The organism is Thiomicrorhabdus heinhorstiae (genome assembly GCF_013391765.2).
GTDB classification, from domain to species: domain Bacteria; phylum Pseudomonadota; class Gammaproteobacteria; order Thiomicrospirales; family Thiomicrospiraceae; genus Thiomicrorhabdus; species Thiomicrorhabdus heinhorstiae.
In genome coordinates, this window is the sequence record NZ_JACBGI020000028.1 from 15069 (window position 1) to 32263 (window position 17195).

General features: G+C 47.4%; 18 protein-coding genes. 8 read left to right on the plus strand and 10 right to left on the minus strand.

Annotated features, from left to right (window positions below; all coding sequences use genetic code 11):
* The 5 genes from H8792_RS10745 to H8792_RS10765 all read right to left on the minus strand — a co-directional run bounded on the left by H8792_RS10745 (position 1) and on the right by H8792_RS10765 (position 4003).
* The gene (locus H8792_RS10745; protein ID WP_185978965.1) at positions 1–558 is read right to left on the minus strand and encodes a hypothetical protein; all 558 of its coding nucleotides are present in this window, start codon (positions 556–558) and stop codon (positions 1–3) included.
* 43 nt (positions 559–601) lie between these two features.
* A complete protein-coding gene (locus tag H8792_RS10750) occupies positions 602–2143 on the minus strand; it encodes a 2-isopropylmalate synthase (RefSeq protein WP_185978966.1) in 1542 nt (513 codons plus the stop codon).
* Between the two features lie 81 nt (positions 2144–2224).
* Complete coding sequence (gene pssA, locus H8792_RS10755) at positions 2225–3034, minus strand: CDP-diacylglycerol--serine O-phosphatidyltransferase (RefSeq protein WP_185978967.1); 810 nt, start codon at positions 3032–3034, stop codon at positions 2225–2227.
* Positions 3035–3219: 185 nt separating this feature from the next.
* Positions 3220–3747, minus strand: coding sequence for a DsrE/DsrF/DrsH-like family protein (locus H8792_RS10760; RefSeq protein WP_185978968.1), 528 nt, complete (start codon positions 3745–3747; stop codon positions 3220–3222).
* Positions 3748–3781: 34 nt separating this feature from the next.
* Positions 3782–4003, minus strand: a complete 222-nt coding sequence (locus tag H8792_RS10765; RefSeq protein WP_228767088.1) for a sulfurtransferase TusA family protein — start codon at positions 4001–4003, stop codon at positions 3782–3784.
* 192 nt (positions 4004–4195) lie between these two features.
* Here H8792_RS10765 and H8792_RS10770 point away from each other — a divergent pair, with 192 nt between their 5' ends.
* The 5 genes from H8792_RS10770 (at position 4196) to soxA (ending at position 8060) form a co-directional block, all read left to right on the plus strand.
* Positions 4196–5689 carry a M48 family metallopeptidase gene (locus H8792_RS10770; RefSeq protein ID WP_185978969.1) on the plus strand — a complete coding sequence of 498 codons (1494 nt, stop codon included), beginning with the start codon at positions 4196–4198 and terminating at the stop codon, positions 5687–5689.
* 185 nt (positions 5690–5874) lie between these two features.
* Positions 5875–6249 carry a sulfur oxidation c-type cytochrome SoxX gene (soxX, locus tag H8792_RS10775; RefSeq protein WP_228767089.1) on the plus strand — a complete coding sequence of 125 codons (375 nt, stop codon included), beginning with the start codon at positions 5875–5877 and terminating at the stop codon, positions 6247–6249.
* Between the two features lie 38 nt (positions 6250–6287).
* Complete coding sequence (soxY, locus tag H8792_RS10780; RefSeq protein WP_185978970.1) at positions 6288–6755, plus strand: thiosulfate oxidation carrier protein SoxY; 468 nt, start codon at positions 6288–6290, stop codon at positions 6753–6755.
* 59 nt (positions 6756–6814) lie between these two features.
* A complete protein-coding gene (gene soxZ, locus H8792_RS10785) occupies positions 6815–7126 on the plus strand; it encodes a thiosulfate oxidation carrier complex protein SoxZ (protein WP_185978971.1) in 312 nt (103 codons plus the stop codon).
* Positions 7127–7229: 103 nt separating this feature from the next.
* Positions 7230–8060, plus strand: a complete 831-nt coding sequence (gene soxA, locus H8792_RS10790) for a sulfur oxidation c-type cytochrome SoxA (protein WP_185978972.1) — start codon at positions 7230–7232, stop codon at positions 8058–8060.
* 290 nt (positions 8061–8350) lie between these two features.
* Here soxA and H8792_RS10795 read toward each other — a convergent pair whose 3' ends face one another.
* Positions 8351–8749, minus strand: a complete 399-nt coding sequence (locus H8792_RS10795) for a TerB family tellurite resistance protein (RefSeq protein ID WP_185978973.1) — start codon at positions 8747–8749, stop codon at positions 8351–8353.
* Positions 8750–8760: 11 nt separating this feature from the next.
* Positions 8761–10617 (minus strand): dihydroxy-acid dehydratase, encoded by a 1857-nt coding sequence (gene ilvD, locus H8792_RS10800; RefSeq protein ID WP_185978974.1) that lies wholly within the window; start codon positions 10615–10617, stop codon positions 8761–8763.
* Positions 10618–10716: 99 nt separating this feature from the next.
* On the opposite strand from ilvD, the gene argA reads away from it, so the two are divergent.
* Positions 10717–12015 carry an amino-acid N-acetyltransferase gene (gene argA / locus H8792_RS10805; RefSeq protein ID WP_185978975.1) on the plus strand — a complete coding sequence of 433 codons (1299 nt, stop codon included), beginning with the start codon at positions 10717–10719 and terminating at the stop codon, positions 12013–12015.
* A 10-nt stretch (positions 12016–12025) separates the two neighbouring features.
* The gene (gene rnt / locus H8792_RS10810) at positions 12026–12634 is read left to right on the plus strand and encodes a ribonuclease T (RefSeq protein ID WP_185978976.1); all 609 of its coding nucleotides are present in this window, start codon (positions 12026–12028) and stop codon (positions 12632–12634) included.
* An 80-nt stretch (positions 12635–12714) separates the two neighbouring features.
* Here rnt and grxD read toward each other — a convergent pair whose 3' ends face one another.
* A complete protein-coding gene (gene grxD / locus H8792_RS10815; protein ID WP_185978977.1) occupies positions 12715–13074 on the minus strand; it encodes a Grx4 family monothiol glutaredoxin in 360 nt (119 codons plus the stop codon).
* 111 nt (positions 13075–13185) lie between these two features.
* On the minus strand, positions 13186–15009 hold the full coding sequence (locus H8792_RS10820; RefSeq protein WP_185978978.1) for an N-acetylglutaminylglutamine amidotransferase: 1824 nt from the start codon (positions 15007–15009) through the stop codon (positions 13186–13188).
* 121 nt (positions 15010–15130) lie between these two features.
* Here H8792_RS10820 and coaE point away from each other — a divergent pair, with 121 nt between their 5' ends.
* The gene (coaE, locus tag H8792_RS10825) at positions 15131–15775 is read left to right on the plus strand and encodes a dephospho-CoA kinase (RefSeq protein WP_185978979.1); all 645 of its coding nucleotides are present in this window, start codon (positions 15131–15133) and stop codon (positions 15773–15775) included.
* Between the two features lie 47 nt (positions 15776–15822).
* On the opposite strand, the gene H8792_RS10830 is transcribed toward coaE, so the two are convergent.
* Positions 15823–16713 carry an alpha/beta hydrolase gene (locus tag H8792_RS10830; protein WP_185978980.1) on the minus strand — a complete coding sequence of 297 codons (891 nt, stop codon included), beginning with the start codon at positions 16711–16713 and terminating at the stop codon, positions 15823–15825.
* Positions 16714–17195 lie beyond the last annotated feature (482 nt).

Here is a 17195-nt window from a genome sequence, read left to right on the forward strand (position 1 = left end):
TCAAGCCTCTTGAAATGCCTTATAAAGCGTTTCGTAACATTGCTGTTTTGCATATGGATCATGCAACATGTCCTGCAAACTCGGAATTGTCACCAGTTCCATTCCCTCGGAAAGCTGGTCAGCTAACGGATTATCATCAACACTCAAAACTCGTTCCACACCCATTTCCAGCAACTCATCAAACACGGCAAAAACCGCCTCCTCACTCACCAGATGCGAGCTGTCGTAGAACATGACATTTCGATCATGCCAATCGAAAGCCGCTAAAATATTTTTCCACAACTGCCAGGCTAAATCATCCTCGTTTTCCCAGACGGCACTTAAATCCGGACCAATCAATATTAAGGGGGATTCTTCAGCCGCAAAAACTTCCGTTTGCTTTCCAGCGACAGGACTCGGCACTTGGGACTCGATTTGTTCTGATGCTTCGAGGTACTGCACTTCGGACTCAGAAATCGAACCCGATTCCTCGACACGGGTAAACAATTCCCGGTCCGCTCGCCACTGCTGCACACCTATCTGCGTGTAAAAATCGGCTGAAAAACTCAGTTTAGACATCGAACCTCAAGACAATATCGTTTAAACACCAACACAAATCGATTTATACCGTCGTTTGCGGATGCGCTCGCGTTTCGGATTCAAGCTTGTTCAATGCATTGATATAAGCCTTTGCCGAAGCAGTCACGATATCGGTATCCGAACCCTGCCCGTTGACGATGCGCCCACCCTTTTCCAAACGAACTGCCGTTTCGCCCATCGAGTCGGTACCGTTGGTCACATTGCTAACCGAATACAGTTCTAATGAAGCCCCAGATTCCACCATCGACTCAATTGCTTTAAAGGTGGCATCGACCACGCCGCTGCCGTAAGACAGAGCACTGACTTCCTGACCTTTAACCCACAAAGTCACTTCCGCCTGCGGATCTTCGCCGGTTTCGGTAGAGACCTTCAACGAAATCAGACGGTAGTTTTCATTTTCAACACGCTGAATATTATTATCGGTGACCAGCGACTGCAGATCTTCATCATAGATTTCATGCTTGCGATCCGCCAACTCTTTAAAGCGGCCGAAAGCGTCGTTAAGCTCCTGCTCGGTTTCAAATTCGATCCCCAGCTCTTCCAAACGAGTCTTGAAGGCGTTACGACCGGAATGTTTCCCCATCACCATCTTATTGGTACTCCAGCCCACATCTTCAGCACGCATAATCTCATAGGTTTCACGATGCTTAAGAACGCCATCCTGATGAATCCCCGACTCGTGCGCAAAAGCATTAGCTCCAACAATCGCCTTGTTAGGTTGTACCGCAAACCCGGTGATATTCGACACCAGGCGCGATGCCGCTAAAATTTCCTGAGTGCGAATACGAGTGTCGACGTCAAAAATATCCTGACGGGTTTTGACCGCCATGACGATCTCTTCCAAAGCGGTATTACCGGCACGCTCACCCAAACCGTTAATCGTACACTCTACCTGTCGAGCACCGTTTTCAACTGCTGCCAAAGAGTTCGCAACCGCCAGACCCAGGTCATTATGGCAGTGCGCCGAGAAGATCGCCTGATCCGAGTTTGGAATACGCTCAAGCAACTCTCTAAATAACAAACCGAACTGCTTCGGAACGTTGTAACCGACGGTATCCGGGATATTAATCGTCGTCGCACCGGCTTTGATTGCGGCTTCGATGACACGACACAAAAAGTCCGGTTCGGAACGCCCGGCATCTTCCGGCGAAAACTCGACATTATCCGTGTAATTGCGCGCACGCTTAACCGCCCATACCGCTCTTTCGACCACTTCATCCGGACTCATGCGCAGCTTCTTTTCCATATGGATAGGTGAAGTGGCAATAAAAGTGTGAATCCGCCCGGAATTCGCCGGCTTAATCGCTTCACCGGCACGGTCGATATCGTTGGCAACCGCACGCGCCAAACCGCAAATCGTCGAGTCTTTCACTACCGATGCAACCGCTTGAACCGAATCAAAATCCCCTGGACTCGCAGCCGGAAAACCGGCTTCGATCACATCGACATTCAAACGTTCCAGTTGCTTGGCAATGCGGATTTTCTCTTCTTTGGTCATGGAAGCGCCCGGGCTCTGTTCGCCGTCGCGCAAAGTAGTATCAAAAATGACTAAATGATCTTTCATGGCAGTTAATCTCGACTCAAATCTGTAAAAACGATAATTATTGTATTTTTGTAAGAATAGTAAATTGGTTCACCAAAGCTATCACTCGGTTTCTTTTTTGTCTTCCGGAGCCTGATGCTCTTCAGCGTTCGCTTCGGCAGCCTTATAGGAATGCTCCTCTTCTCGATGCTGTTTGCGCAATGCACGCTTCTTCTTCAAAGTCGCCAGTGTCAAAATCGGCCCGGAAAACGCATAAACAAAGAAGATTCCGAACAGAATCATGGCCGGTTTAATTGTAATCACCACAAACACCAGAACAACGATCAATAAAGTGACAAACGGGACCTTGTCTTTTACATTCAGCTCTTTAAAAGAATGAAAACGCGTATTGCTAACCATCATCACACCGGCGAAGACCGTCAAAACCATCGCCAGCACCGGCATCAGAGCGTTATGCAAGGTATTGGTTTCCACCATCCAGATCAGACCGGCCAGTAAAGCCGCAGCGGCAGGGCTTGGCAACCCTTGGAAATAACGCTTGTCGGCACTGCCCACCTGGGTATTGAAACGCGCCAGGCGAAGCGCCGCCGCCACCGTATAAATAAAAGCAGCCAGCCAGCCCAGCTTGCCGTAATCCTGCAAAGCCCACTGATAGATCAATAAAGCCGGAGCCAGACCGAAGGAAATCATATCCGCCAAACTGTCGTACTCGGCACCAAAAGCACTGCAAGAATTGGTCATTCGCGCGACGCGCCCGTCCAAACCGTCGAAAACCATTGCGACGAAAATCGCAATCGCACCCAATTCAAACTGTCCCTGAATACCGGCAATGACCGCATAAAACCCTGCAAACAGCGCTGCAGTAGTCATTAAGTTCGGCAACAGGTAAATCCCTCTTTCAAACGGTTTCATCAGGCTTTTCTTCCATTTATTAATCTAATACGTCTAATGCTTAAAACAACACTATCACCAAACCGTAAACCGGCACACAAAACGGCATGTCATAAAAGCATCGGTTATTCTATCAACTTCGCCTCTCAGACCCCAATCTTTTCGCGGGATCCAAAACGATTATTCACTCAAGCAAAAATTAACACTCAGACAAACAGACTTTGCTGCCCCGGAGTCACTGCAAAGTAACTTGCTGCTCCGGCAAAACTCAGACCGTCCATAAAGTCGCTTTCTGCAAAGCCCATCATATCGACGCTCATCTGGCATGCCGTCATCTTCACATCAAGAGACACACAAAGATCCCGCAATTCGTCCAATGGCACCTGACCTTGCAACAGCATGTGCTTTTTAAAACCCCAGGTGGCCAGACGGGTCATTCCCGGCAACGTCCAAATCAGTTGCGGCAGGTAATTATTCAAATCAACCTGTTTGAACCACTGCGGCCCGAGCGGGCTTTTTATGACCATTCCCGGATTAGCGAGTGGCGAAACCTTTAAATGCTCGGTCGATTTCAGGACGCACTGCAAACCATAGAAACTGAAAAACAATTCAACCTGACGGTCCATCACCGCCGCGGTACTTGCCAAAATAAATGTCGGGTAAGCCCAATCCAAAGTGCCTTTGGTATGAATGACACTAAAGCTGTCCGGCAAAGAGTCAATATTTTCAGTCATTACTTATCCCCTTCCGTTCATTCTCGACGCTCTGTCAATCTTGACGCCATATTTTAAAACGCAGCTCATCATTATCGGCCAGCAGCTCACAGCCGAGTGACTGTTGCCTGCAAAACGCCGGCACATCCTTCAAACCGCCTCGATCTGACAAAACCAACGTCACAACCAGATCTTTTTCGGGATTTTCCGCCAAGAACTTTTTTAATTTGATAATCGGCATCGGGCAACTCAAGCCGCTAACGTCCAATTCCATCATCTGCAAATTCCTTCAGACTTTCGTCATAACACTCGATATATTGTACCTGCGTAAGCGCGCTATAATAATTCATCGCAATTCGGAACGGCGAATCGTTAAGCTAAGATACCTGACCCGGTTTCAGATAAGCTAAGAAGACAACTCCGCAATCCGGAGCAGGACATTAAACCATAAACCTTTAAAGTAAATTACATGCCTTTTCGTCAAAGCGTAAAACACTTTCTAATGCATTTGAGCTGGATTTTTATTCTGCCGTCCTCTGGCGCCTACGCCTATCAGACCCAGCTCCCCGATCTAGGCTCGCCTGACCTTATCGAATACGACACCCAAACGGAACAGCGGCTTGGAAGAGCGTTCAGCGTTGCCCTGCATACCGAATTCGACCTGAACTATGACCCGGAAATTCTCAATTATATTCGCCGGATCGGAGAAAGAGTCATTACCCAGACCGGCGACAACCGGGCTTTTTCTTTCTATGTTATTAATAATCCGTCGATTAACGCTTTTGCCGGCCCGGATGGTGTCATCGGCATCCACACCGGCCTGATTGAAGCTGTGCGCAGCGAAGACGAACTGGCATCGGTCATCGCACACGAAGTCGCACACATTACCCAGCGCCACCTCTCCCGACAATATGAATATCAGGAGTCCGAAGGCAGCATCGCCAGTATCGCGTCAATCATTGCCGCTATCCTGGTCGGAACTCAAGACCCGAATGCCGGGATGGCGATTTTAATGGGCGGACAAGGCTACGTGACCCAAAAACAGCTCAGCAATTCCCGCCAACATGAAGCGGAAGCCGACTTTACCGGTATTAAGTTCCTCTATAAGGCTGGTTATAACCCCAAAGCCATGGCACGCTTTTTCGGACGACTGTCCAGACAATCAATGAGTAACTCCGGCCAGATTCCGGAAATTCTGAGAACCCACCCGGTAACCGAAAACAGACTGGCCGCAGCCGAAGACCGTGCGCAAACCATGCCTCCCTTCAAACCGCGAGAAGATAACGGGGATCTACGTCTGATACAGCTCCGCCTGCAATCCCGACAAAAGCAGGAGCTCGGAAAACTATTTAACGAAATTCCACTTAATGATGATCAACGCTGCTATCAGCTTAACGATCTGGATTCCAATCCCGCCGATAAAAATATCACCAAAAAATTAAAAAACCTTCAGTGTCTGGTAAAACTGGCCAAATCCGAGAGCAAACAACCGCTTTACACCGATCTGCTCCTAGAAAAACTCACCGGCATTATAAATAACAGTGGCCTGCCGAAAAAAGACCGAACCGACTGGGTTTCGCAAACAAAAGAGATCGCAAACTTTGCACAGATACTTTATCCGCAACGTCAAGACATCAGTATTCGTTATGCCGAGTTTCTGGAAGCGATCGGTGACAGCAAGCAAGCCAAAAGCCTGCTATTGCAACACAGCTCAGACCACTATAATTTCCTAATCAATCAAAAACTGGCCGAAATCGCCAATCAAAATAAAGATTGGGGTTATGCATATTTCTATCAGGCACAGGCTCAATACAATATCGGCAACATCAAATATACCGCCCACCTGCTCAAGCAAGCCAAAGAAAAGAACAAAAACGCGAATAACGATCTAACCGCCGAAATTACACTGTTTGAAAATCAAAACCGTAACCAATTGAATTCGGTGGAGAAAACAGAAGAGTAGTCACTACCCCATAAAAAATTATTTACGATTAATTAAATAAAACTATTGAAATACATAAGTAAAACGCTTGCGTTTAAGTTTCAACTGAGTAAGCTTACATCTCTAAGAACAACTCGACTTGTTCCAGAATATAAAAACCCAACATTATTGGGGACGTCGAAAGACATCTTTGGAGGAGAAGAATAATGAATTCAACCATGAAGCAACTGTTGACTGCTCTGGCAATCTCATCTGCGGTAATTGCAAGCCCAGCTTCCGTTCAAGCGGCAGACAAAGGCGCAACAGCGATCGAACAAGGAAAGAAGTTAGCATTTAGCCGTTCACAGGGTAACTGCCTTGCTTGCCATATGGTCGCCGACGGCGCCATGCCTGGTAATATCGGACCTGCCTTGATCGCTATGAAATTGCGTTACCCAGACAAACAGAAGCTTTACAACAAAGTTTGGGGTACTCCAGATACTCAAAACGTACCAAACAGTATGATGCCTCCATTTGGACAAAACGGCATCTTAACAGATGAAGAGATCGGCAAAATCGTCGACTACATCTATACACTGTAATTTTTTAATATAAACCTTAACCGGGAGTTTAAAACCTTATGAAACGTAGATCTTTCCTTAAAGGTACTCTAGCAACTGGCGCGGCAGCTGTTGCCGTTAACGCTGGTCTTTTAACGCCTAGCACTGTTTTGGCCGACTGGAACAAAAAAGCGTTCGATGCAAAAACTACTGACGACGCTCTTTCTAGTGTTTATGGTTCTTCTGCAGCTTCTGCTTCAGGCGATGTCAAGCTTAAAGCTCCAGCGATCGCTGAAAACGGTGCGGTAACTCCGATCACTGTTGATGCTACTGGTATCTCAGGTGTTGAATCTATCGCTATCCTAGCAAGCAAAAACCCAATGCCACTAGTATGTGAGTACACTTTCGGTGCAGGTGCATTAGGTTATGTTTCAACTCGTATCAAAATGGGTCAAACCATGAATGTTATCGCAGTTGTTAAAGCGGGTGGTAAACTTCTTAAAGCTGAACAAGAAGTTAAAGTAACCATCGGTGGATGTGGCGGTTAATCCCCCACTAAACAAACTTGTTTTAATAACGATTTAAGAATTCTATAAAGGATAATATCATGGCTATCAATATTCGTATGCGTGGAAAATCTAAAGGTGGCGTAGCTGAAATCAAGGCTCTAATCAAGCACCCTATGGAGTCTGGCGCTCGCATGAACAAAAAAACTGGTAAACCATATCCAGCTAAGTACATCGACATGGTTGAAGTTTCTGTAAACGGTACTAAAGCGGTTGACGCTCAATGGTCTGGTGCTGTTTCTGCAAACCCATACATGGCTGTTCAAGTTAAAGCCAACGCTGGTGACGAAGTAACTATCTCTTTGAAAGACAACACTGGCGAAACTGGTACTGAAGCTCTAACACTTAAATAAGAGTTTAAAGTATCCGACAACCGTTCTCTTGAGCGGTTGTCACACCCCTAAATATAAAAATAATTAGAAATAAATATTCAGAGCTCTCTGACGGAGGATTGGGATGAAAAAGACACTACTTGTCGCCCTAAGTTTAGGAGTTTCAGTTGCTGCCACCTCAACAATGGCATCATCTGTTGATCCAGAAAAAGATCGCCAAGAGGCGGTTAAATTTTTTGAAGCAAAAACACCGAATGTACCTATTGCAGACTACATCAACGGTGCCTACATCTACGATGCAGACAAAATGGCTCAATGGGAAGCCGCAGAAGAATTCCCTCCATATTTAGACGCGGTTGATGCCGGTGAAGCTTTGTGGAATCAAGATAAGGCAGTTTATGAAAAATGCTTTGGTTCTGATACTACAAACATCCGTCAGCATTATCCGTACTTTGACGAAAAGACCCAACAAGTTGTTACACTTGAATGGGCAATCAATATTTGTCGTGAAAACGCTGGTTTGAAACCTTTCAAATATAAGAAAGGCGATATCGCTAACTTAAGCGGTTACCTTGCTTACCAAGCCCGCGGCGAAAAAATCGACGTTAAAATCGACAGCGAAGGTGCTAAGGCAGCATACAACAAAGGTCGTGAGTTCTTCTTGGAACCACGTGGACAATTAAACCTTTCTTGTGCGAAATGCCATACTTACAACGCTGGACGTAAAGCACGTTCTAACATCTTGTCTCCGCACGTTGGACAAACCACTCACTTCCCGGTATTCCGTGCAAAATGGCAAGAACTTGGAACACTACACCGCCGTTACGGAGGCTGTCAGCAGAACATGCGTGCTAAACCGTACGCTGCTCAGAGTGAAACCTACCGTAACCTAGAATTCTTCGAAGCCTATATGTCAAACGGCTTGGAGATCAACGGTCCAGGTTACCGCGAGTAATCGTCATCTCTGACATAAAGAACCCGGCATCAGCCGGGTTTTTTATTTTCCGGATTCCAACTGTAACTGACGATCTAATAAACATCTTCTCAGAATAAGCAGAACAACCCTCTATTCCATTAAAATGCCGATTCAAGGAAAGAGTTGAACGCTTTCTGAAGTCATAACCCCAGGCTGATTTTAAACGCCCTGACACCTCAAAAATCGAAGCCCCATCCCCTCTCTTCTTTCAAAAATAAAAAAACCGGCATAAGAGCCGGTTTTTAATTTTATTCAGGAAGTTAAATCACTTAACCTTCAAGCATCTGCTCACCTTCATAAACCCAGTCGAAGCCCTGACGCACCCATGCTTCGATTCTCATCAGCAGGTCGGTATTGTTCAAGCCCATTTTCTGAGCAAGCAAGAAGATCTTATCCTGCTCTTCTTCACCAAAGTGACCGTCCTTGTAGGAGATCTTAATCAGTTCCTGCAAAGTGATCACTCGGGCTTTTTTACTGTCCAACTTGGCCAAGGCGGCACTGATATTAATATCGCTCTTATCCAAATCGTATTCAATGCCGTAAGCGGTACTGAAATCTTTTAAATACTGAATCTCTTCATCAGACACGTCATTGTCGGCCGCCGCCAAATTGGCGGCCAGGTCGAACACCACTTGACGCTGCTCCTGGGTTAACTGATCTGCAAACATTCCATCTCTTCCTATCTGTGTTCAATTTGGTCAACATTACGCACGGCACCGAAAGCCGCACTGGTCGTCATCGCTGCATAGGCTCGAAGTGCCGCACTCACTTTTCGGGCGCGAGGCTTAACCGGTTTCCAGGCATCTTTGCCTTTTGCGACCATCGCTTGACGACGTTCCGCCAATTGCTCGTCGCTCAACTGTACATTAATAGTACGGTTTGGGATATCAATTTCAACCATATCGCCATCTTCTACCAAACCGATGTTACCGCCTTCGGCCGCTTCGGGAGAAGCATGACCGATCGACAATCCAGAGGTTCCTCCGGAGAAGCGTCCGTCCGTCAACAAGGCGCACGCTTTCCCCAGACCTTTTGATTTCAAATAACTGGTCGGATATAGCATCTCCTGCATGCCAGGACCACCTTTCGGGCCCTCGTAGCGGATAATGACGACTTCACCCGGATTCACTTCATCACCCAAAACACCGGCAACCGCGGCATCCTGGCTCTCGTAAATACGCGCCGGACCGCTGAATTTGAAGATTGATTCATCCACACCTGCGGTTTTAACAATACAACCATCCTGTGCGATATTTCCGTACAGTACAGCCAACCCTCCCTCTTTGGTATAGGCGTGTTCAATATCTCTGACGCAACCTTTGGCTGGATCGGCATCGACCGTTTTCCAACGTTTGCTCTGACTGAAAGCTTCAGTGGTTCTCACGTTACCCGGCGCCGCTCTGAAGAAAGTATGCACCGCTTCATCTTCGGTACGTCGGATATCCCACAGCTCCAATGCGGCGCCCATAGACGATGCGTGCACAGTGGAAACATCACGATTGATCAAGCCGCCGCGATCCAGCTCTCCGAGGATACGCATGATCCCGCCTGCTCTGTGCACGTCTTCCATATGGTACTCTTTCGAGTTTGGCGCAACCTTGACCAAGCAAGGAACCTGACGGGAAATGCGATCCATATCCGCCATGGTGAAATTGACTTCCGCTTCGCGGGCGATGGCCAAAAGGTGCAATACGGTATTGGTCGATCCACCCATCGCCACATCCAGCGCCATAGCGTTTTCAAAAGCTTCGTAAGTTGCAATCGAACGCGGTAGTACAGAATAGTCGTCTTGTTCATAATGCTGCTTAGCCAGTTCGACAATGCGGCGGCCGGCTTCTTCAAACAGATGCTTACGATCGGCATGCGTCGCCAGAGTCGAACCATTCCCCGGCAGAGCGATCCCCAAGGCTTCCGCCAGACAGTTCATCGAGTTGGCGGTAAACATCCCTGAGCAGGAGCCGCAGGTCGGACAGGCTGAACGCTCAACTTCTTCGACATCACTGTCACTGTTATGGCTGTCAGCAGCCATAACCATGGCGTCAACCAGGTCCAGCTTCAAACCTTCACCGCCCAGAACCGTTTTCCCCGATTCCATCGGTCCGCCGGTCACGAAAATGGTCGGAATATTCAAACGCATTGCCGCCATCATCATCCCTGGAGTGATTTTGTCACAGTTGGAAATACAGACCAGAGCATCAGCACAGTGCGCATTCACCATATATTCGACCGAGTCGGCAATCAGATCGCGCGAAGGCAAAGAGTACAACATACCGTCGTGCCCCATCGCAATCCCGTCATCCACGGCAATGGTATTAAATTCCTTGGCGACACCACCGGCCTGTTCAATTACGCGAGCGACCAACTGCCCCATATCTTTAAGGTGGACGTGACCGGGTACAAATTGAGTAAAGGAGTTTGCGACGGCAATAATCGGTTTTCCAAAATCTTCAGTATGCATCCCCGTAGCTCGCCATAGAGCGCGGGCACCCGCCATATTACGGCCATGTGTACTGGTTTTTGAACGATATTGAGGCATGAAAAACTCCTTTTATAGCACCGAGTTCAATTCAATCTTAGACTTTGTTTCTTAGACTGTTATACTTACAAAAATTAATTGCCCTATTTTCGCACATTCATGCAGCAATCTGAATTAGATTTTATTAATACGTTACGCCAGTCCTCGCGCTATATCGAAGAACATCGCGGAAAAACCTGTGTCATCTATCTTCCAGGCACCTTACTGGCCGCACCGGACTCTCTGAAACAGCTCGGGAGCGATATCGGATTACTGCATCATCTCGGCTTGAAAATCGTTTTAGTCATGGGAGCAACCCAACAGATTGACTCAGCCTTAAACAGAGCCGGAGTCGAATGGCAAACCCATCGTGATGTCCGCATCACCTCTATCGAGATGCTGGATATTTTCCAACAAACGATCGGACAGGTACGCAGCCAGCTGGAAGCGGTTTTCAGTCAGGCCAGCGCTTTATTATCCAACCCGGTCACCATCGTTTCCGGCAACTGGGTGATCGCTCAGCCTAAAGGCGTCATCGACGGCATCGATTTCCAACATACCGGCAAGCTGCGCAAAATCGATCACAAAGGCATTTCCGCCTGTCTCGATAGCGGACAGATCGTTTTGCTGACGCCCTTAGCCTATTCTTTGACCGGCGAAGTCTTCAATCTCAATACGTTGGAGCAAACCTGCGAAGTGGCCAATGCGCTCAAAGCTGACAAGTTAATGATCTATGCCAAACCGGAACAACTACAGAAACTGCCGAAGCAGATGAGCATTCCCGAACTGCGCCAACTTATCAAACAGCTCGAAGATTCCGAACAAAAACATCTGCTTCAACAAATCGACCTGAGCAATCAGTTCATTAAACGAGTACATATTTTGGACGAACGCGATCCGAGCGCTCTGCTAATGGAACTATTCAGCCGAGACGGTTGCGGAACCCTGATCTTTAGCGATCGCTATCACCAGCTGCGCCCGGCGCATATTGAAGATGTCGGCGGAATTTTGGAACTGATTTCACCACTGGAAGAACAGGGAGTGCTAGTTAAACGTTCCCGCGAGCGTCTGGAACTGGAGATCGAAAACTTCCTGCTTCTAGAGAGAGATCAGACGATTATCGGCTGTGCCGCCATCTATCCGCACGAAAATAATATGGGCGAGCTTGCCTGCCTTGCCGTGCATGCGGATTACCGTGGTCAGGAGTTGGGTGAACAACTGCTCAAAGCCATTGAAGTCAAAGCCCTCAAACAAGGGATCGAGTCACTGTTTTTACTGACAACTCACACTCATCACTGGTTTATCGAGCACGGTTTTAGTTTAAAAACCGTCGAAGACCTGCCAAGCGAGCGTCAATCGCTCTATAATTTAAAAAGACAATCCAAAGTTCTAATCAAACCGTTGTCTACCGACAACTAAAGCTAGATTCATGAGTCATGTGACCCACATTAAGGACCGCTTTCGCGGATTTCTTCCGGTTGTTGTCGATGTCGAAACAGCCGGTTTTAACGCAGATACCGACGCCCTTCTGGAAATGGCCGTTGTTACCTTGCAGATGAACTCTCAGGGCAAGCTGCAGCGCAAAGCGACCTACGATCAGAATATCCTGCCGTTTCCCGGTGCCAATATCGAAGAAAGCGCTCTGAAATTCATCGGCATGGAAGATCCTTTCCACCCGTTTCGCGGTGCGGTCGGCGAGAAGCAAGCTCTGCAAGCACTCTTCGCACCGATCAATCAGGAATTAAAAGCCACCGGCTGTAATCGGGCAATTCTGGTCGGGCACAATGCCTTTTTCGACCTGAATTTCGTGCTCAAGGCAGCAGAACGCTGCCGCATCAAATCCCCTTTCCACCAGTTCAGTACTTTCGATACGGTGTCACTTGCCGGTCTGGCTTATGGACAAACCGTACTGGCCAAGGCGGTGGAGAAAGCCGGAATCCCTTGGGATAACAAGATGGCGCACTCGGCCGTTTACGACACTGAAAAAACCGCCGACCTCTTCTGCCAAATCGTCAATCAATGGCCACTCAGCTATTGAAGCCTAAGAAACCGAGCTATAAAAAAAGCGCCTTTATTGGGCGCTTTTTGCTTTTCAGGAGGAGAAAAACTGAGAATTTCTTAGGCTTTTTTCTCGGCAAACTTGGCGTTCGCCGCTGCCATCATCTCTTTCAACTCACCGGCTTCAGCCAATTCTAAAGTGATATCGCAACCACCTTGCAATTCACCGTCGATATATAACTGCGGGAAAGTCGGCCAGTCCTGATATTTAGGCAGGTGTTCGAAAATCATTGCATCCGCCAAAACGTTTACGAAAGCGAACTTTTCACCTGTGTCCGCCAAAGCCTGAGAAGCACGGCTTGAAAAACCGCAAGACGGCATTTGCGGGGTCCCTTTCATATACAAAACAACCGGGTTGTTGGTTACCTGGCTGTGAATACGGTCCAAAGTTTCTTGAACGGCAGGATCTTGATTCTGCATAGTGAATTCCTTTTTTAGATAAAACGGTAAAAACCCGACTATTTTACTAGGTTATATTTAAAAAATACAGCGCTTCGATATATTTCCGAGAGCAACAACGAAAGCAACGAATTATAACGTCTTGTCGACATGCTTCTGCAGCCAGAACTCCAGCAAAGCGGCATGCCATAGCTTGGAACCCTGGATCGCCGTAAAGGCATTCTCCGCTTCCGGGTTATCCAATAACTCCTGCAGTTTTTGCGGATTGAAAATGCCGCGAGCTTGAGCTTGCGGCGAAGTCAGCAAGCCTTTCATAAACTCATAAAACTCGCCACGGACATATTTCAGTGCCGGCATCGGGAAAGCGACTTTAGGGCGATCGATAATTTCATCCGGTACAATGCCGCGACCGATCGCTTTTAAAATATGTTTCCCGCCGGTTTTCATCTGCGGAGGCGCAGCCATCGCCCACTCGACCAAACGATGATCCAAAAACGGCACGCGCGCTTCCAGGCCCCAGGCCATGGTCATGTTATCGACGCGTTTTACCGGATCGTCAACGATCAGAGTCGTTACATCCAGACGCAAAACCTGATCCAGGAACTCGTCCGCTTCCTCTTCCGTCAGATGGTCACCGACATACGCGCTGGTGACATCCTCGACATGGTATTGCGGATTAATCACTTCAAGCCATTCTTGGTGACTGCGATCAAAATAATAAGGTGCAAACGCTTTTAAGGCCGCATCGACATCTTGCGGATCGATACCGCGTCCCGCTTCGGCCATCAGCGGATACCAGAAATAACCGCCGAAGACTTCATCCGCTCCCTGCCCGGACATGACCACTTTCACATCCTGCGAAACCTGTTCAGACAGCAGATAAAACGCAATGGCATCCTGCCCGACCATCGGCTCCGCCATGGCTTCGACCGCTTCATGCAAACGCGGCAAAACGGTTTCATTGGAGATATGGTATTTCTTGTGATCGGTCTGGTAACGCTCGACCACCAAATCGGAAAACTCGAACTCATTGCCTTTTTCTTCAGGCGCGTCTTCAAAACCGATCGAGAAGGTCTTGATGTTTTTCACACCGGCTTCCGCCAGCATCGCCACCAACAGGCTGGAATCCAATCCGCCGGACAACAAAACACCGACCGGAACATCCGCCGCCGTCAAACGCTTATGCACCGCTTCTTTTAAACGACGGTGAATGCCGTCAACCCATTCCTGTTCGTTCTGCGGCGCGGCCTCGCCGTCGAATTCTACACCGGTCGGTCTCTGCGCCTTCAGATGCCAGTAACGTTTCTTAAAAATCTGCCCGTCCGGATTGACGATCATCCAATGACCGGGTTCCAATTTGCGAATGCCTTTCAGAATCGTATGCGGTGCCGGAATAACCGCATGTAAAGTCAGCTGATGATGCAAACCGACCGGATCGATCGAAGTATCGATATCGCCGTGTGCCAACAGCGCTTGAGTATTGGAAGCGAACTTCAAACCGCCATCCAGCAGCGAGTAATACAAAGGCTTGATTCCCATGCGATCACGGGCAATCAACAGTTGGTGGTGATCGTCGTCCCAGATAGCAAAGGCAAACATCCCTTCAAAGCGCTGCACGCATTCCATGCCCCACTGACGATAGGCTTTTAGGATGACTTCGGTGTCCGAATGCGACTTGAACTCGTGGCCAAGTTCGATCAGAGCATCGCGCAACTCGACGTAGTTGTAGATACAACCGTTAAATACCAGACTCAGTTCTGAATCCAGCATCGGCTGATGACCTCCGTCGGAAAGATCGATGATCGACAGACGCTTATGACCCAGCCCGACGTGACCGTCCAACCAGATACCTTCGTCGTCCGGACCGCGTCGCTGCATCTCATCCAACATCGGACGCAAACGTTCGGCCGAGGCCTTCTGACCGTCAAAATAGATCTCACCGCAAATTCCGCACATGCTTATTACCGCCGCAATTAAATTTGAATTTGCCTATTTTAACGGTTTTTCAGGTAAATTTTTATGTTCCCCGAACCGCTAAGGGTAAAATTAAACAGGTTTTTAAAAACGTCGTGGAATTATGCCAACAGAGAATAAAATCACAGTCATCGGTTTAACCGGCGGTATCGGCTGCGGTAAATCGACATTTTGCGATTTAATGGCAGAACACGGTGTCGCCCATATCGATACCGATCAGATCGCCCGTTTGGTTGTTGAACCCGGCAGCGATGGCTTACAAATGGTTGTCGAAGCCTTTGGTGAAGGCGTTCTTAATCAAGATAAAACCCTCAATCGCCAAGCTTTGCGACAACTAATTTTCGCCGATGCAAAAGACCAGAGCGGGCGTGAACGGCTCGAAGCGATTCTGCACCCGTTGATCCAGCAGGAAACCGAACGGCAGATTCGCCAGTATCAGGAAAATCCAAACTACCGACAGCCATTACTGCTGGTCGCTATTCCGCTTTTAGTGGAAGGCATTCTAAAGCGCGGCCATCCACCATCCTATATTGATGAAATCTGGGTTTTGGATTGCAGCGAAGAGACACAAATTACCCGCGCCAGCCAACGTGACGGCGCAACCATCGAACAGATTAAAACCATTCTGGCCAATCAGGCCTCCCGCCAGCAGCGCCGCCAATATGCCGATAAAATGATCGATAACGACCAAGATCTTGCCCACCTGCAAAAACAGGTCGAGCAATTGTTAATTGAATTCAACGCCTAAAAACAAAAAAGCCCGTGAAAACGGGCTTTTTTGACTAAAGAATCGAATTATTCCTGAATAAACTCGACTGATTTACTCACCAAATCTTCGGCATAGAAATCCAGAAAGAAATGATCGGCATCTTCAACCGTATCGAATTTCACCAACTCATTATCGACACTTTGCATTTTTTCCGCCAAATCGGAAACCACATCATCCGCCGTACCGACAATTACCAGCGTCGGATAGTGCGCCCTTTTCAACAAGGTTGGCGTATCCATACGCGGTTCGTCTTTGTAATAACTGACAAACGCCGAGGCCGACACCTTAGTATCTTTACAATACAACAGATCGGTGTGCTCCATTAGAGTGTCACCCTTGCCTTCCTTAACCAGAGCTTCGGCTTTCTGCAGAATCACCTTCGGATCACGATTATAACGCTTCTGATAATCTTCCAGTTCGCTGGCGTAATCCCAAGTTGCCGGCGCAATCAATACCACTTTTTGAATGACCGGGTCCTGATGTTCAACGCTGAACCACGCAGTCTGGTTCCCGCCGCGCGAATGCCCCATTAAGATAACCTGAGTCGCACCTTTGGCTTTCAACCAGTTTAACCAAAAACCGATCTCTTTCATTGCATCTTCGTGATGATGGGTTTGCGGCAAAGAACAATCCACTTCACCATGACGATCATTGACGTTAAGACTTAAATTCGGAGCCAGAGAGCTGATTCCGTTCTCGGCCAACAGCTTTTGAATATTGCGATAAGTTTCACGGCCGTTGTGCGTGGTAGTTCCGTGGGTCAACAACACCACATTACCGGAAAAATCCTGATCCGGAGCCATGACCAGATTAGCATTGACGGTTAAATTATTAAATTTTTCCTTCACCTCTTCCGCCTGCGCAGAGGTAAAAACAAACAACGCCGTTAAGGTTAACAAGGAGGCAAGTTTTTTCATTTTTCATTTCCTCAAAATCAATATCGGAGACTTCCGACATCGCTATCTTAGCGGTAAATTCTGACAGGACAAAGCATTATTTTCTGCTCGCTACCCGCCCAGAAGAACTCTAAATTTTCCCCTTAACAATCAGATATTTACAGATCATAAAAACCACAAACCGGAAAGTACTTCAATCTCATGCATTCCATACTTTTTTCGAATGAAATAAACCTCTTCACCCATCTGATATACAACGTACTTCCTACAAAAACGACCTAAATAAATGCTCTCTTTGAACAAATCTAAAAAACCAAATTTCGGAGCCATAATTTATGCCGTATAAAATTCAACAACTCCAATATAAATATAGTAAATTCAATACATTACTTAATTTTAGATTACTAAATAACTATATAAAACTGCGAGCAAAACAGTGATTGACATACGCAATATCTAGCATTTAGGATGTCTAATAATAGTTAAAGCGCTGTCTCTTATAC

Bases quoted from the DNA above. Each gene is read 5' to 3' on its own strand.
- H8792_RS10765 (WP_228767088.1), bottom strand. From the start codon at position 4,003: ATGATGGAATTGGACGTTAGCGGCTTGAGTTGCCCGATGCCGATTATC.
- argA (WP_185978975.1), top strand. From the start codon at position 10,717: ATGCAGCAATCTGAATTAGATTTTATTAATACGTTACGCCAGTCCTCG.
- H8792_RS10795 (WP_185978973.1), bottom strand. From the start codon at position 8,749: ATGTTTGCAGATCAGTTAACCCAGGAGCAGCGTCAAGTGGTGTTCGAC.
- H8792_RS10745 (WP_185978965.1), bottom strand. From the start codon at position 558: ATGTCTAAACTGAGTTTTTCAGCCGATTTTTACACGCAGATAGGTGTG.
- coaE (WP_185978979.1), top strand. From the start codon at position 15,131: ATGCCAACAGAGAATAAAATCACAGTCATCGGTTTAACCGGCGGTATC.
- pssA (WP_185978967.1), bottom strand. From the start codon at position 3,034: ATGAAACCGTTTGAAAGAGGGATTTACCTGTTGCCGAACTTAATGACT.
- soxY (WP_185978970.1), top strand. From the start codon at position 6,288: ATGAAACGTAGATCTTTCCTTAAAGGTACTCTAGCAACTGGCGCGGCA.
- H8792_RS10770 (WP_185978969.1), top strand. From the start codon at position 4,196: ATGCCTTTTCGTCAAAGCGTAAAACACTTTCTAATGCATTTGAGCTGG.
- soxA (WP_185978972.1), top strand. From the start codon at position 7,230: ATGAAAAAGACACTACTTGTCGCCCTAAGTTTAGGAGTTTCAGTTGCT.
- soxZ (WP_185978971.1), top strand. From the start codon at position 6,815: ATGGCTATCAATATTCGTATGCGTGGAAAATCTAAAGGTGGCGTAGCT.
- soxX (WP_228767089.1), top strand. From the start codon at position 5,875: ATGAATTCAACCATGAAGCAACTGTTGACTGCTCTGGCAATCTCATCT.
- H8792_RS10820 (WP_185978978.1), bottom strand. From the start codon at position 15,009: ATGTGCGGAATTTGCGGTGAGATCTATTTTGACGGTCAGAAGGCCTCG.
- H8792_RS10750 (WP_185978966.1), bottom strand. From the start codon at position 2,143: ATGAAAGATCATTTAGTCATTTTTGATACTACTTTGCGCGACGGCGAA.
- H8792_RS10830 (WP_185978980.1), bottom strand. From the start codon at position 16,713: ATGAAAAAACTTGCCTCCTTGTTAACCTTAACGGCGTTGTTTGTTTTT.
- rnt (WP_185978976.1), top strand. From the start codon at position 12,026: ATGAGTCATGTGACCCACATTAAGGACCGCTTTCGCGGATTTCTTCCG.
- grxD (WP_185978977.1), bottom strand. From the start codon at position 13,074: ATGCAGAATCAAGATCCTGCCGTTCAAGAAACTTTGGACCGTATTCAC.
- ilvD (WP_185978974.1), bottom strand. From the start codon at position 10,617: ATGCCTCAATATCGTTCAAAAACCAGTACACATGGCCGTAATATGGCG.
- H8792_RS10760 (WP_185978968.1), bottom strand. From the start codon at position 3,747: ATGACTGAAAATATTGACTCTTTGCCGGACAGCTTTAGTGTCATTCAT.